Annotated in this window: 16 protein-coding genes; 9 read left to right on the top strand and 7 right to left on the bottom strand. The window is 59.7% G+C overall.

Annotated features, from left to right (window positions below; genetic code table 11):
- Nucleotides 1–27: 27 nt before the first annotated feature.
- Nucleotides 28–966, bottom strand: a complete 939-nt coding sequence (locus NCT03_RS07835) for a LysR family transcriptional regulator (protein ID WP_250492417.1) — start codon at nt 964–966, stop codon at nt 28–30.
- A gap of 197 nt (nt 967–1,163) precedes the next feature.
- Between NCT03_RS07835 and NCT03_RS07830 the strand changes: the two genes are divergently transcribed.
- From NCT03_RS07830 to NCT03_RS07820, 3 genes are all read left to right on the top strand, one after another.
- The gene (locus NCT03_RS07830) at nt 1,164–1,523 is read left to right on the top strand and encodes a hypothetical protein (RefSeq protein WP_250492465.1); all 360 of its coding nucleotides are present in this window, start codon (nt 1,164–1,166) and stop codon (nt 1,521–1,523) included.
- 28 nt (nt 1,524–1,551) lie between these two features.
- Nucleotides 1,552–1,797, top strand: coding sequence for a hypothetical protein (locus NCT03_RS07825; protein ID WP_250464633.1), 246 nt, complete (start codon nt 1,552–1,554; stop codon nt 1,795–1,797).
- Nucleotides 1,798–1,886: 89 nt separating this feature from the next.
- Nucleotides 1,887–2,420 (top strand): cupin domain-containing protein, encoded by a 534-nt coding sequence (locus NCT03_RS07820; RefSeq protein WP_250492416.1) that lies wholly within the window; start codon nt 1,887–1,889, stop codon nt 2,418–2,420.
- A gap of 18 nt (nt 2,421–2,438) precedes the next feature.
- On the opposite strand, the gene NCT03_RS07815 is transcribed toward NCT03_RS07820, so the two are convergent.
- The gene (locus tag NCT03_RS07815; protein ID WP_250492464.1) at nt 2,439–3,380 is read right to left on the bottom strand and encodes a DMT family transporter; all 942 of its coding nucleotides are present in this window, start codon (nt 3,378–3,380) and stop codon (nt 2,439–2,441) included.
- A gap of 340 nt (nt 3,381–3,720) precedes the next feature.
- Here NCT03_RS07815 and NCT03_RS07810 point away from each other — a divergent pair, with 340 nt between their 5' ends.
- On the top strand, nt 3,721–4,188 hold the full coding sequence (locus tag NCT03_RS07810; RefSeq protein WP_244827858.1) for an ElaB/YgaM/YqjD family protein: 468 nt from the start codon (nt 3,721–3,723) through the stop codon (nt 4,186–4,188).
- Nucleotides 4,189–4,264: 76 nt separating this feature from the next.
- On the top strand, nt 4,265–4,729 hold the full coding sequence (locus NCT03_RS07805; protein ID WP_250492415.1) for a response regulator: 465 nt from the start codon (nt 4,265–4,267) through the stop codon (nt 4,727–4,729).
- Nucleotides 4,730–4,799: 70 nt separating this feature from the next.
- Here NCT03_RS07805 and NCT03_RS07800 read toward each other — a convergent pair whose 3' ends face one another.
- Both NCT03_RS07800 and NCT03_RS07795 read right to left on the bottom strand, forming a co-directional pair.
- Complete coding sequence (locus NCT03_RS07800; RefSeq protein WP_244827860.1) at nt 4,800–5,075, bottom strand: DUF1488 family protein; 276 nt, start codon at nt 5,073–5,075, stop codon at nt 4,800–4,802.
- A 203-nt stretch (nt 5,076–5,278) separates the two neighbouring features.
- Nucleotides 5,279–5,506, bottom strand: coding sequence for an FmdB family zinc ribbon protein (locus tag NCT03_RS07795; protein ID WP_244828022.1), 228 nt, complete (start codon nt 5,504–5,506; stop codon nt 5,279–5,281).
- Nucleotides 5,507–5,659: 153 nt separating this feature from the next.
- Here NCT03_RS07795 and NCT03_RS07790 point away from each other — a divergent pair, with 153 nt between their 5' ends.
- Nucleotides 5,660–6,196, top strand: a complete 537-nt coding sequence (locus tag NCT03_RS07790; protein ID WP_250464641.1) for a DUF4142 domain-containing protein — start codon at nt 5,660–5,662, stop codon at nt 6,194–6,196.
- A 50-nt stretch (nt 6,197–6,246) separates the two neighbouring features.
- Here the strand turns inward: NCT03_RS07790 and NCT03_RS07785 are convergent, their stop codons facing one another.
- The gene (locus NCT03_RS07785) at nt 6,247–6,945 is read right to left on the bottom strand and encodes a carbonic anhydrase (RefSeq protein ID WP_244827862.1); all 699 of its coding nucleotides are present in this window, start codon (nt 6,943–6,945) and stop codon (nt 6,247–6,249) included.
- 224 nt (nt 6,946–7,169) lie between these two features.
- On the opposite strand from NCT03_RS07785, the gene NCT03_RS34075 reads away from it, so the two are divergent.
- From NCT03_RS34075 to NCT03_RS07760, 3 genes are all read left to right on the top strand, one after another.
- On the top strand, nt 7,170–9,758 hold the full coding sequence (locus NCT03_RS34075; RefSeq protein WP_350030142.1) for a tetratricopeptide repeat protein: 2,589 nt from the start codon (nt 7,170–7,172) through the stop codon (nt 9,756–9,758).
- Between the two features lie 112 nt (nt 9,759–9,870).
- Nucleotides 9,871–10,179 carry a TFIIB-type zinc ribbon-containing protein gene (locus NCT03_RS07765; protein ID WP_250492411.1) on the top strand — a complete coding sequence of 103 codons (309 nt, stop codon included), beginning with the start codon at nt 9,871–9,873 and terminating at the stop codon, nt 10,177–10,179.
- 63 nt (nt 10,180–10,242) lie between these two features.
- Entirely contained in the window at nt 10,243–10,761 is a 519-nt protein-coding gene (locus NCT03_RS07760; protein WP_250492410.1) for a CBS domain-containing protein, read from the top strand.
- An 8-nt stretch (nt 10,762–10,769) separates the two neighbouring features.
- Here the strand turns inward: NCT03_RS07760 and NCT03_RS07755 are convergent, their stop codons facing one another.
- Both NCT03_RS07755 and NCT03_RS07750 read right to left on the bottom strand, forming a co-directional pair.
- On the bottom strand, nt 10,770–12,149 hold the full coding sequence (locus tag NCT03_RS07755; protein ID WP_250492409.1) for a hypothetical protein: 1,380 nt from the start codon (nt 12,147–12,149) through the stop codon (nt 10,770–10,772).
- A gap of 235 nt (nt 12,150–12,384) precedes the next feature.
- A partial coding sequence (locus tag NCT03_RS07750) for an ISNCY family transposase (RefSeq protein WP_250492408.1) occupies nt 12,385–13,443 on the bottom strand: 1,059 nt, incomplete at its 5' end.

Here is a 13,443-nt window from a genome sequence, read left to right as displayed (position 1 = left end):
TAATGGTCGGATTTTCGAACATCTACTTCACCTGTCGATGTCGTACCGTTCTCCAAAACTAGCTTCCAGTTTGGCCTCGACGTAATCACGCAGAAACGCTACCCAAGTCTTGATCTTCGCATCGAGGTATTGGCGCGAAGCGTACATTGCATACACCGTCATCTTTTGCAGTTCCCAGTCCGGCAGCACGCGCACCAGCGCGCCATTCGAAAGCGAGGGCAGGGCAGACAACATCGGCAAAGGCGCGATACCCAGACCATTGGCCACCGCGACGGCGAGTGCATCGGCGGAATTCACGCGAAGGCGGCCAGGCGGAAGTTCGACATCGACCTTTCCTTGCGTGCCTTCGAACGTCCATCGATCCACCGGAAAGAATGTCGTGACGAGTTGAAGGCACGCATGCTTCGAAAGATCTTCCACGGTCATCGGCATGCCGGCCCGCCGCAAATAGTTCGGCGATGCGCACAGCACGCTCGGCATCGTGCAAATACGCGTGGAGACGAGCGCGGAGTCGGGCAGCGTCGAACTCGTGACCTGCAGGAAGACGTCGTAGCCTTCGTCGAGCATGTCGGGCACCTGCTGCGACAAGGTCAACTCGACGCGCACGAGCGGATGCTCTTCCAAATACTGAGAAAGCGCCGGCACGACATAGTGATGACCGAAGGTGATCGGCGCGTGCATGCGCAACACGCCGCTTGGCGACACTTGCGCGTCGCTGGCTTCCGCTTCAGAGAGGTCGACCAGCGAGATCACTTCCTTGCAGCGCGCCAGATAGCGATTCCCAGCATCGGTCAATGCGACGCGGCGCGTCGTGCGATTCAAAAGACGCGTGCGCAGATGCGACTCGAGTTCGGTGATCGCGCGCGACGCTTGCGCGGTCGTAATGTCCATGTGCTGCGCGGCGACGGTAAAGCTTGCCGCCTCGGCTACCCGGACAAAGATTCGCATGCTGCGCAAGAGGTCCATTGGCCGGCATCCTTTTTATCGAGCCGGAAATATCCCATGCACGATACGAGCGCGCAACCCGCTGACGGGTTCAACAGGGCACTGCAAGCTTCATTTCAGCGTTCACATCTGTTACAGCGCTTGTAACTCAAGCCTGCGAAGGCGTCGCTAACATGGATTCATGGCTGCGATGCGCGGTCGCTTCGGACGAGGAAAACATGAACGCGAAGAGTCTCATCGGACTGGGTATCGCGTCTTGTGCGGGGCTTGCTTGTGGATCGGCGCTGGCGGGTGTGAGCGTCGGCGTCAATCTGGGTGTACCGGTGCCGGTCTATGCGCCGCCTCCGCCTGTATATGTGGCGCCCGCCGCGCCGGTTTATGCCGCGCCGCCTCCGCCGCCTCCGGTCGTGTATCAATCGCCGCCCGTGGTCGCTTATCAACCGGCGCCCGTCGTCGTCGCGCATGGCCCTGCTGTCATCGTCGGATGGCATGGCGACCGGTATTGGGACGGCTATCGGTACTGGAACCGGCGTGACTGGTACGCGCATCACGGTGGATATGGATATCGCCGCTGGTAAGCGAGACGAACGGGGAGTCGCATCGATCATGAAAAACATTAATCGACAACACGGTAAGCGAGGTGCGGTTCGAACGCTCGCGACTGCAACTGCGATAGTCATCGCGGCGGGGCTTGGCGGCTGCATCTATGCGCCGCCTTACGGCTATGCGCCTGCGCCCGCTTACGGCTATGCACCGGCGTATGGCTATGCCTACGGCCCCGGTTATTACGCGGCGCCGGCGGTTTCAGTGGGGATCGGCGTGGGCGGTTATGGGCATTGGCACGGGCATTGATGCGTAATGGTTGTGAGGGCGGCAGGAGACGCCATGACTTCGTTGGAACACACGTTGCTCCTCCGTCGTCAGACCCGGAGGATCACGTCATGTCCCATGAAACCAAAACCTCACTTGCCGCCAACGCGCGCTACGAATCTTTCATGCTGGCGCAAAACGGCTGGGTACCGAATAACACGCGCTCGCCGGTTCTCGTCTGGCGTAATGCAATCGACTCGCGCGAGTTCGACATCGCCGGCCGTTTCGAATCTCTCTTTCAGCAAAACGGCTGGCCGCCGCAATGGCGCGACGGGGTCTTCGACTATCACCACTTTCACTCGACCGCGCACGAAGCGCTCGGCGTGATCTCTGGCGAGGCGGAATTGATCATCGGCGGGCCGAAAGGCCGAGTCATCGCGATCCGCGCAGGCGATGCCATCGTTCTTCCCGCCGGCACCGGGCACTGTCTTTTGACGAGTGGTCGGCGCTTTCAAGTGGTGGGCGCCTATCCGCCGGGACAGCAGTGGGACATCCGCCGCGAAGGCATCAGCGAGGCGGAGCGACAAGCGATGGAAGCGTTGCCGTTTCCCCATGACGATCCCGTGGCCGGCGAAGATGGCCCGCTCGTCCATCTCTGGCGGTAAAGCCACGCGCTCCTGGCGTCACTGCTTCGCCGCCGCTGCGCGTCGTGCACGCGGCCACGCAACGCGCTTGACCACGCCCGTTGCAAGCCCTGTCCCGATCAGCACGATTCCGCACGCCACCGCCATCCCGACCGATACACGTTCGGCGAGAAACAGCGCGCCCCACAGAATTCCGAAGATTGGAATGACGAAGGTCACGGTAATCGCGCGAGCGGGCCCAGCCACGGCGATCAAATGGAAGAACAGCATGTAAGCGACGCCTGTGCATGCCACGCCCAATCCGAGCACCGCGCCCCACGCGTGCATCGACACGCTCGCTGTCGGCCACCAGAACAGCGCAAACGGCAGCAGGACGAGCGTCGCGGCGCTCATGGTGCCTGTCGCGACGATCAACGAATCGACACCCATGAGATGCCGCTTGGTGTAACTGGCGGCGATCCCATAGAACAATGTCGCGCCCAGTGCGGCCAGGGCGGCGAGCGCAGTGGCGAGCGGTGCAACGGTCGCGGCGCCGGCATCGTGGACGAACATCTGATCCCAAACCAGCGCGAGCACGCCCGCAAAGCCGATGGTGAGTCCCGCAATGCGTAGCTTGCTCAGGCGATCGTCGAGCCAGATGTAGGCGACGAGCGCGCCCCACAGCGGCGTCGTCGCGTTGATGACGGAAGTGACGCCAGCCGACAGCGTCAACTCCGCATAGGCGAAAAGGCAAAACGGTGCGGCCGAGTTGAGAATGCCGACCATCAGAAGCGGCCATGCGCGCTCGCGCATCGTGGTGAGTGCCTGACGCATGCGGCCGCGAAGCATGAGCACCGCAAACAAAAACACTGCGCCGATGCCGACGCGCAAGGCCATCAACGGCGCCACGCCGAAATCCGTTACGCCGATACGAATGAAAAGGAACGAACCGCCCCACAGCGCGGCAAGGATGAACAACTGGACGAGATTGACGGGATTCATGGCGGGCTTCGCAAGAGAGGGAAGAGCGAAGCCATGGTATCGGCGCTTGTTGAGCGGATGCTTCTGCGCGGCGTGAAACGAATCATGCAGCATCAAGCCCGCATTACCGATAAACGCTTCGTTCTTGTTCGCCGAATCGTAGGCTGGCCGTGTGGGCGTCGCAAACGAGCAATTCTCACGGATATGTGAGCCAGATTGCGATTGAGTCGATATCGCGTGGCGCCATATCGTCAGGAGCGAGTTGCCGCGGCGCCCATTCGGTGCGACTCTTGCGTAAGGGTGATATGGGCTTCACGACAGGCTTGATGACTTGGTGGGACGACGTAAAAAGGAGAGCGCCATGGACAATGCAAACGGCAACAAGAAGGGAGTTGCGGCATCGGGCGAATCGCTGCCGCTTCGGCAAAGGCGCGTGCAAGGCGCACTCGGGTCCGCGCTCACGCCCGGTCTCGAACAGCATCAGGGCGTGATTCCACTCTCGCCCGGCGCGCCGCACAGACCGGCGCACGCGGCGCATCCGTCGCATCCGTCGCGGCACGTGCATGGCAGCGTGCTGGAAGGCGGCGACAGTCCGGCCGTGCTCGCGCAGCCCGCAGCAGTCACGGCGCAGCATCTAGGTAGCCGGTTTCATCCGCAGGCGGCCAAGAACAAGTTCATCGAGCATGGGCGGCGCGCAAAGGACGCCGTTGCGATGCGCTATCGCGACGTCACCGAAGGCGCCGACGATTACGTGCACTACAACCCGTGGAAGTCGATTGCACTAGCGGCAATTGGTGGACTGATCGTCGGCTTGCTAGCCGCCCGCTGAGCTTTTGTCGAAGTGCGGGCCTCGTCCTTGCTAATTCACGTAAATGGCGCGGTGCTTATCATTGCGTCATTCCGACATGAACCGACGACCCTTCAACACGCGCCCCGGGCGCAGCGAAATCTGGAATCAGCGTACCGCCGTGGAAAGCGATCCACGACGCGTAATGCTCGTGCATTCCGAGTCCGATGTCGGCGAGTCTTTCGCGATGATGCTCGCCATGCGTGGCTTCGATGCCGTGCAGATTGCGGATGCGCAAAGCGCGCTTCATTTCGCTCACATGTGGCGGCCGCAGGTATTGTTCATCGATACACGCGTGAACGAGGCGCACGAGGTGCTGGCAAAGCACGACCATGCACTTGTACGCGCGTTGCGCGAATGTGGCAGGGAGGCATCGCTGGATCAGATGTTGATTGCGTTCGCGGCCGAGGAGAGCAGCGACCCACGCGACGTTTTGTTGAACGCCGGCTATGACGGATTCTTCAGAATGCCGTGCCCCGTGTGGCGTCTTTTCGATGCGGTGACGCGTTTTTACGTGCACTGATAAGTGCATCGAGCGTCGATTCGTTCACCGAGGCGGCGCCGCCGCCCCGATGCAACGCGTACGCGTTTTGCTATTGCTTCGTACTGTTCCTGAAGTCGCCGGTTTCGAGTTCCACGGACTGGCCGTGATTGCGTTCGAGCGCTCGCCGCGCTGAATCTTCGATTTCGACGCGTCCGCCTTCGAACGCGCTGAGGATGGCATGGGAAGAGGTGCCGGTATTGCCGAAGTGATCGTTGAGCGCATCGAGAGAGACGCTGCACCAGACTTCACGTCCATCTACATTGGCTTCGAACGCAACTCGCGCTGCCGCCACGACGTGACGCCGCCCACTGAACTCTATCGTCATCCTTATTACCTCCGGTTGTTCGTTTGAGGCACGTGGACCGCAATGCTCGTGATCCACGCTTCAGGTCGCGCAACGGCAATGACGCTGATACTCGACTCAAGCTGCACAACTACGCGCCTGTCCCGTGCATCATACGCCGCCCGCCACGGGTTCGTGCTTTTGCAATGGCCGTGCCCGAACGCATGTGGACACGCGTGCAACGATCAGCCACAACACGCACAACCGCCGCGATGGCGCATGCCGTAGCTCCCCGAATCTTCGCTCGCGTTGGCGCCGCCGTTACCGCCGCGTCCAAGCGATGGCGCGCCGATGGTGACGCGCGCGCTGGTTTCACCGCAGCGTGGACAGGCTGCGGGTTCATCGCGTTCGGCGATACGGCGATTTGCTTCGAAAGTGCCGCAGTCGGCGCATTCGTAATCGTAGACAGGCATGGCTTCTATCGGGCAGAAGATGGAATGAACGACCAGTTTATCAAGTTCGAGCAAGCGACATTCCGCTTCACGCATTCTCGAATCTGCCAGAAAAACATTGAGTGGCACCTGCATTGCTGACAACAGGTAGCACCAATCGCCACAGGAGGCCACATGAAACGCAATATCGTTATGATCGTCACCGCGCTTGCAGCAGCCGCGCCAATCGCGAGCTTTGCACAAACCGAAGCTGCCAGCACCACGCTTGCCAACGACCTTACGCAACCGGACAAGGATTTCGTGCAGGGCGCGTCATCTTCGGGATCGACGGAAATCGATGCCGCCAAGCTTGCTCAGACGCACTCGCAGGACAAGGACGTGAAGAGCTTCGCGCGTCATATGATCGTCGACCATACCAAGCTGACCGTGCAGCTGAAAATGGCGGCGCCCAAAGGCGTGACCGTGCCCAAGGACAACTCGGATACTTCCGCGATCGACTCGCTCAAGGCACTGCACGGCAAGGCATTCGATACCGCATATATCCAGAAAGTTGGCGTGCAGGGCCACCAGGAGGCAGTGGCGCTATTCCAGAAGGAAGCAGACGGCGGCCAGAACGCGAAGCTGAAGGAAGCGGCGCAAAAGGCGTTGCCGACGATCCAGGATCACTTGAAGATGGCTCAGGATCTCGCGTCGAAGAAGGGCGTGCAGTAATCGTTCGTTGCGGCGTCAGCCCTATATTGACTCCGCCATTCCCATGTTTTTCAACGCGCCTGTTCTCGTAGCAGGCGCAAGCGCGCTTCGGCAATCGACTGGAAGCCGCCCCCGTGTTCGTCGAAGATCGATACCTTTCCCTGCCCGATGTCGTATACCCAACCCTGCACTTGAAGCTGGCCAAGCGCGAGCCGTCCCGCGACTGCCGGATGCGTACGCAAATGCGTAAGTTGAAGGCGTATGTTTTCTTCGACCATCGCCTGAACCATGCGCTCGTGTTCGAGTTTTCGCGCCCGTACCACACTGCGCGCCGCTTCTGCGTTGCGTAACCACGCGTGCACGGTAGGCATTTCATCGGCGATGGTTGCGCCCGAGGCGAGGCCCTTCATCGCGCCGCAGTCGGAATGGCCGCAGATCACGATCTGCCGCACGTTCAATGCGAGCACCGCGTATTCGACTACCGCCGACACGCCGCCGAGCATCTCCCCATAAGCCGGCACGATATTGCCGATGTTGCGGCACACGAAGAGCTCGCCGGGCCGCGTCTGCGTGATCATCTCGGGCGACACACGCGAGTCCGCGCACGTGATGAAAAGCGTGTGCGGTGCTTGCCGTCGCGCAAGACTCTTGAAAAGCGCTTCGCTATCGGGGAAGACGAAGTGGCTGAAATCGTCCGCGCCCTGAAGCAGATAGAGGAGGTCGGGCGTGTCGGAGCCGTTGCGTTCTTCACTCATCGATTTATCGGACATGGGCGCCTCGGGTTCTGGACAATGCGCGGCGTTGGTTCGCGCTTAGGCGAGAGCTTGCGGGGTTTTGAGATAGATCGCAAGTCGAAGGAGCGAAGGGCGGTGCACCACGAGAGGGCGTGAGTAGGGGAATCGCTTTGCAGGCGAGGACGTTTCTTTATAGTTATTGACGAATTCGGACCGGTGGTTTGTTATCTTTGGGTCCGTTTTCTTTTGCGTGCCCGAGCATGTCCGCCAAATCCGATTCATACGGCGCAGCAGCGGCGTTTTACGCCAGCGAGCGGTTCGTTGAAGCGCTTGAAGCGCTGAGTTATCAAATAAATCAGCCGTATGCGGATACCGAAGCGCTGAATCTCGCCGCGGTGTGTTGCTATCGCCTGAATCGACTCGACGAGGCCGAGTCGCATTGGCGTCGTGCGGTAGCGCAAGATCCTCAATACGCCGGCGGTTATGCCAACCTCGGTAATTTGCTGATGCTGCGAGGCAGATTGGATGATGCGGAAACTGTCTATCGCGAGGCGATTGCCATTCGTCCTGATTTCGCGGAGGCTCATTACAATCTCGGTAATCTGCTTGTCAAAAAGGGACGTCTTGTGGAGGCAGAGGCCGCGCTTCGTCAGGCGTGTGCCGCGCACGCCGATTTTGCCGACGCACATTTTAATCTCGCGAATCTCTTGAAGAGTCAAAGTCGATTGGCTGAGGCTGAAATTGCCTTTCAACGCGCAATTGCTGCTAGAGGAAATTACGCGGACGCATTCAACAATCTGGGTAATTTATTGCGTGAATCAGGACGCCTCGTGGAAGCGGAGGCGGCTTTGCGGCAAGCCGTGGCGTGTCGCCCTGATTTTGCTGAAGCAAATTTTAATCTCGCTCAGGTTTTGAACGATCTGAAAGACTTTGCGCAAGCTGAGGCGTTTTACCGGCGCGCCGTCGAACTCAGACGAGACTACATGGAGGCACACGTCGGTCTCGGCGCGGTTTTACATAAGCTGCAACGCGTGCAAGAAGCGCAAGCAGTATTTCTCGCGGCATTGTCGATTTGTCCGGACGACACGAATGCGCTTATGGGGCTGGCCAATGCCTACCACGCACTCGATTCGTTGGAGGATGCGGAACGCATATATCGTCGAGTTCTCATTCTGGAGCCGGATAACGTACAGGCAAGAACCACACTCGGTTATACGCTTCAAAAGCTGGAGCGCCTTTGCGATGCCGAGGCTGAATACCGCGAGGCGTTGATTCTGGCGCCCGATGCTGCCGATATCCACTACAACCTCGGCATACTTTATGGTCATCAAGATCGCCTGAACGACGCTGAACGGACATATCGCCGGGCAATAGAATGCTGTTCGGATCACGTCGAAGCGCATAACAATCTTGGCCGCATTTTGCAAAGTCTTGGTCGCCTTGAAACGGCTGAATCAATCCTGCGCAGGTCAATAGCAATCCAAGACGATATTCCCGAGGCTCATAATAATCTCGCCGGCGTACTCAAGGATATGGGCGCAATGGAAGAGGCAATCCAAAGCTTCCGTCGCGCCGTCGATTGCGGACCGAACGATGAATGTGTGCATCGAAATCTCAACTACGCGCTGACCTATCACGCAGAAACGCCACGCGAAATTCTCGAAGAATGTTTGCGCTTCGCCGCGCGACACGAAGCGCCGCTGCTTCGCCATGACATCGTCCATACCAACAATCGCGATTCTGAGCGACGGCTCAAAATTGGCTACGTCGCGCCAGACTTCGACGGACACTGCCAGGCCATGTTCACCGCGCCGGTCTTCGCGCAACACGATCACGCGGCGTACCAGATCTATTGTTATTCCAGTGTTAAAACGCCCGACGCGATAACACACCTGATCCGTCCGATGGCCGATACCTGGCGCGACGTTCACGCGCTCGACGACGAGCAATTGGCGCAACTCGTTCGCGACGATGGCATCGACGTATTGGTCGATCTGACGATGCACATGTCGCGCGGCCGGCCATTATTGTTCGCACGCCGACCGGCGCCCGTGCAAGTGCAATGGCTCGCGTATCCGGGCACGACGGGCAGCAGCGCCATCCGCTATCGCCTGACCGACCCGTGGATCGATCCGCGCGACACGGCCGATCTCGCGGATCGTTATAGCGAAGAAACCGTGTGGTTGCCCGAGACGTTCTGGTGTTTCGATCCGCGCGTCACGTCGCCGAATGCACCGGACGTGAATGCATTGCCAGCGTGGCGCAACGGTCATATTACATTCGGATGCCTGAATAATCCGTGCAAGGCGTCCGAGCGCACGTTGCGCATGTGGGCGGCAATACTCGCCGCCGTGCCCAATGCGCGCTTCATTCTGCTAGCCGGTCCGGGCCCGCGCGAACGTTTCAGTGAGCGTCTCGGCGCGTTGGGCGTCGATCTGTCGCGCGTTCGGTACGTGGGATATCAGTCGCGCGTCGATTATCTGCGGACCTATCAAACAATCGATATCGGCCTCGACACCTATCCGTACAACGGCCACACGACTAGCCTCGACGCCTTGTGGATGGGCGTGCCCGTGCCATCGCGCGCGGGCGACACGTCGGTCAGCCGCGCGGGTCTGAGCCTGCTGATGAATCTTGGCATCGGCGAGCTCGTGGTTCATGACGACGCGGCGTACGTCGATGTCGTGACTCGCCTCGCCAACGATCTGCCGCGTTTGACCGAGTTGCGCTCGACGCTGCGCGCAAGGCTCGAACGCTCGCCGATGATGGATGCACCGCGCTTCACGCGCAATCTGGAAGCGGCGTATCGGCAGATGTGGCGCGCGTGGTGCGCTTCGCCAGGCGCTTGAAAAAGAGCTTCACTTCGGTTTTTACGAACCGACACCTCTGAAAATTCACGTTTTTCAATGTCGAATGCTGCGATAGGCTTGGGTCATCGTAAGCAAAAAGAAAGGATTCGACATGAAATGCCCCGTGTGTCCCGCGACGGATCTCCTGATGACCTCGCGCGAGAGCATTGAAATCGATTATTGCCCGTCCTGTCGCGGCGTGTGGCTCGATCGCGGCGAACTCGACCGGCTCATTCAGCGCGACGAACAGGTCTCGCCGCAGCAAACGGCAGGGCGCGAAGCGTGGCGCGACGAGGACGACGATCGCGACCATCGCGTGCGACCGCGCTATGACGACCATCGCTATGGCGACTCGCACTCGAACTATGGACATTCACGCAAGAAGAAGTCGTTTCTCGGCGATCTGTTCGACTTCGGCTGAACCCGTCTTTCCAACTTTTCAGGCAATCCGACCCAACCGCGCGCTGCGCGAAGGAGATCAAGCATGGCAACGGTAAAGCAAGTACTCAAGGCCAAGAACGATGACACGGTGCATACCATCGACGTCGAAGCGAGCGTGTTCGATGCGGTCGTGCTGATGTCGAAGGCCGGCGTCGGTGCGGTCGTGGTCACGGTGGGAGGGCGCGCGGACGGCACGGTGTGCGGGATCGTCACCGAGCGCGACTACGCGCGCAAAGTCATCTTGCAGGACAAGGCATCACGCAATACGACCGTGTGCGAAATCATGAGTGCGCCCGTGTTGTCGGTGAGCCTGCGCACGAGCACCGACGAATGCATGGCGTTCATGACCACGCGCCATGTCCGTCATTTGCCGGTGATCGAATGCGGCCGGCTGATGGGGATCGTTTCCATCGGCGACATGGTGCGGCAGTTGATCGATGAACAGCAGTTCGCGATCGAGCAGCTGGAAACGTACGTTCGCGGAACCAGCGAAGAAATGCCCGCTTGCGCGCTTACCCGGCGCAGTCCAGTGCCGCAGACGTTGGCGCTGCGTTTCGCTTGATGCGCAAATCAGCGCGCATCCGCATTCAACAGACGCCCCAGGCTATCCGCCAAGCCACGCCATCCCCCCAACTCGTTGGCGCGTACGAGCCGCGTGGCCGGATACCACTTCGTTACCGCCGGATCGTGTTCGTACCGCCATTCAGCGACCTGATTGAGCAGCAAGTAATTGCGTTTGCCGAGCGCGCCCGCGATGTGCGCCAGGCTGCCATCGTTGCCGGCGAACGCATCGAGCCGGTCGAGCAGGGCGATGGATTGCGCGAAAGTCGTATTGGAATCGAGCGTCGTGAAACGGTTGAGATTGCGTGAACGCGGGTCGTCCAGCCAACGCTTGCGCTCGAAGCCGCGCTGCATGATCACCCAGTAGATGTCGCCGGAGTGGTCGAAAAGCGCGTCGAGATCGGGCAAACATAGGCTCCGATGACCGAAATTGTCCGGCGATTCGGACGACGACCAGAAGATGCCGACGCAGCGCCTGCCGCGCGCGCGATGCCAAATCGTGTCGAGAATGGCGTCGGCCGCATCCGGCTCTGCGGGCTCGATATAGCGCCCGAACGGCATATGGCCGAGCGCTGGGAAGAGGGACGTGAAGAGCGCGAAGGGATCGGTCCACATGTCGCCTTCCGCCGATGCGCGCGTGAAGCCGGCCGCGCGCATCGCGGCAGCAAGCGCCTCGTGTTCGGATTCGGGAATGACGAGCCTGAACCGGCTGTCTTCATACTCGACTTTCACTCCCATGACTTCCAGCGCGCCTAGATAGCGCACCCATTGAATAAGATCCCCGTAACCGGATGCAATCGACTTGACGGTGATACGCGCGGGCAATTCACGCTGGCCGCTCCAGTATCCGTCGAGATTCACATGTGGAAAGAGCACGCGCCGCGCTTCTGGCGACGACCACCATCGATGCATCGCCGCAACCCCGTGCTCGATGCCGTGCAGCCGCATCTGGCTGCGTGCCTGGTGATGGCCGAGCACGTAGACGGAATGCTCGTCGACGCCATCCGCATTTAAATCGAGTACGCGTTGATCCTCGCCGAAATAGTGCCAGCCGTAGACGCGCCACAAAAACGCGCTGATGGCCGGCGTCGTCGGCTTCTTTCCGAAGTAATCAATGGCGGTGAGCGCCGTTTCCTTCAATCCCAAGTGGGAGCAGGCATCGGCGAGACAGTGAATCTGGTAGCCGAAGACATCCGACTCGCGCGTCAGATAAAAACAGATGTCGAGCGCCTTCTCGAATTGCTGCGCGCGCAAATGCGTTACCGCTCGCCAATGCCAATAATCGGCGCTGTTGCTGTCAGTGGCGCGGCGTGCATCGAGAAACTCGAAGCATTCGTCGATGTCGCCGGCATATAGTTTCGGCGGAAGGTCCTGGTAGTTTTCGATCATGCGATGACTCTTATCGTTTGACGCGGACGCGCTCGATGAGCGCATCCAGGTAGTCTGGCACTGCCATGTCACTGAGTTTCAAGGTTTCGACTAATCGTTGAAAAAGATGACAATTTTTGAATTATTCGGTGAAGAACGGCTATTAAGTATAGGTGGATGTTGCGGTATAAACGCGACGTCTCTACTAAGCTCTGACGCGCAATGTCGAGGCCAATTTGAAATGTCCGATATCCGGCTAAATTGAAATGTCCGGTTTGGGGTCGGTTCCTGCTTCCAAAGAAGACAGTTTCCCCACCGAGGCTGCCCGCATTTCGGCACTTCTGAGCATCATCGCGTTCAGGTCGATCTGCTTGAGTTCGCGTTGCTTGCGCGTGTTGTTGGCGCGCATCTTCGGGCGCACCTCTTCGCCCCGATTGGTGCGTGAGGGCGCTGACTTGATAGGGCGATTGTCGCGCTCCATCTGCACCTGCCTCGACAGCGCAAGGACGTGTCCAAGACGCTTGTTGTCGACCTCAGCGCCCTGGTCGACATGGGACAGGCGATCATAACGTCGACAGGGCAACGCCGCGCCATTCGCCCAAATCTCGATGCGCCCGTCCGGGTACTCGTACACATCGAGATAGCGATGGATCAAGGCGCGCGTCGCCGGCGAATCTTCAAGCAGGTACATCACGCGATCGTATTGCACCGTCAGCGAGGCCGAGACGCAACGAGATTCGCGTGCCGTCAGAATCGAATCGAGATCCTCGTCGGCACGCACCGGACGATGCGCGTCAAAGTCGCTCTTCGCGCGCTTGCCGAAACGGTCGTTGAAGTCGGCGATGAAGTGGGGCGCATAAGCATTCGCGGCCTCCCACGTGTCGATTTCGCGCAGCCGCAATTCCTTGACGAGCCGATCCTGCAAGGTCAAGTTGGCACGCTCCACGCGCCCCTTCGCCTGACTGCTGTTGGCGCACAGGGTCTCGACGTTGAGCTCGTACAAGGCCCGGCCAAACTGCGTGACCCCCTTGTCAGCCTTGCGCGAGCCCCGGTTGAGCGAGAACACACTGGCTTTATCGCTATACAGCGCCAAGGGCTTGCCGTGCTGCTCGATGTAGCGGCGCGTTGCCTCGAAATAACTGAAGGTCGATTCGGTGGCCGTGAAGTGCAGGGTCATCAGACGGCTGGTGGCATCGTCGATGAACACCAGCAGCGTGCACGCCGGCGCGCGATCTTCGAACCAGCGATGATCGCTGCCATCGATCTGGATCAGCTCGCCATAGCACGAGCGACGGTTGCGCGGCTGATGGATCCT

Origin of the sequence: Caballeronia sp. GAWG1-1 (assembly GCF_023631465.1) — a bacterium.
In the GTDB taxonomy this organism is placed as follows: domain Bacteria; phylum Pseudomonadota; class Gammaproteobacteria; order Burkholderiales; family Burkholderiaceae; genus Caballeronia.
This window is presented reverse-complemented; position numbering and strand designations above follow the sequence as displayed.

Excerpts from the sequence above, each read along its gene's own strand:
- NCT03_RS07835 (WP_250492417.1), bottom strand. The coding sequence starts at position 966 with ATGGACCTCTTGCGCAGCATGCGAATCTTTGTCCGGGTAGCCGAGGCG.
- NCT03_RS07830 (WP_250492465.1), top strand. The coding sequence starts at position 1,164 with ATGAACGCGAAGAGTCTCATCGGACTGGGTATCGCGTCTTGTGCGGGG.
- NCT03_RS07825 (WP_250464633.1), top strand. The coding sequence starts at position 1,552 with ATGAAAAACATTAATCGACAACACGGTAAGCGAGGTGCGGTTCGAACG.
- NCT03_RS07820 (WP_250492416.1), top strand. The coding sequence starts at position 1,887 with ATGTCCCATGAAACCAAAACCTCACTTGCCGCCAACGCGCGCTACGAA.
- NCT03_RS07815 (WP_250492464.1), bottom strand. The coding sequence starts at position 3,380 with ATGAATCCCGTCAATCTCGTCCAGTTGTTCATCCTTGCCGCGCTGTGG.
- NCT03_RS07810 (WP_244827858.1), top strand. The coding sequence starts at position 3,721 with ATGGACAATGCAAACGGCAACAAGAAGGGAGTTGCGGCATCGGGCGAA.
- NCT03_RS07805 (WP_250492415.1), top strand. The coding sequence starts at position 4,265 with ATGAACCGACGACCCTTCAACACGCGCCCCGGGCGCAGCGAAATCTGG.
- NCT03_RS07800 (WP_244827860.1), bottom strand. The coding sequence starts at position 5,075 with ATGACGATAGAGTTCAGTGGGCGGCGTCACGTCGTGGCGGCAGCGCGA.
- NCT03_RS07795 (WP_244828022.1), bottom strand. The coding sequence starts at position 5,506 with ATGCCTGTCTACGATTACGAATGCGCCGACTGCGGCACTTTCGAAGCA.
- NCT03_RS07790 (WP_250464641.1), top strand. The coding sequence starts at position 5,660 with ATGAAACGCAATATCGTTATGATCGTCACCGCGCTTGCAGCAGCCGCG.
- NCT03_RS07785 (WP_244827862.1), bottom strand. The coding sequence starts at position 6,945 with ATGTCCGATAAATCGATGAGTGAAGAACGCAACGGCTCCGACACGCCC.
- NCT03_RS34075 (WP_350030142.1), top strand. The coding sequence starts at position 7,170 with ATGTCCGCCAAATCCGATTCATACGGCGCAGCAGCGGCGTTTTACGCC.
- NCT03_RS07765 (WP_250492411.1), top strand. The coding sequence starts at position 9,871 with ATGAAATGCCCCGTGTGTCCCGCGACGGATCTCCTGATGACCTCGCGC.
- NCT03_RS07760 (WP_250492410.1), top strand. The coding sequence starts at position 10,243 with ATGGCAACGGTAAAGCAAGTACTCAAGGCCAAGAACGATGACACGGTG.
- NCT03_RS07755 (WP_250492409.1), bottom strand. The coding sequence starts at position 12,149 with ATGATCGAAAACTACCAGGACCTTCCGCCGAAACTATATGCCGGCGAC.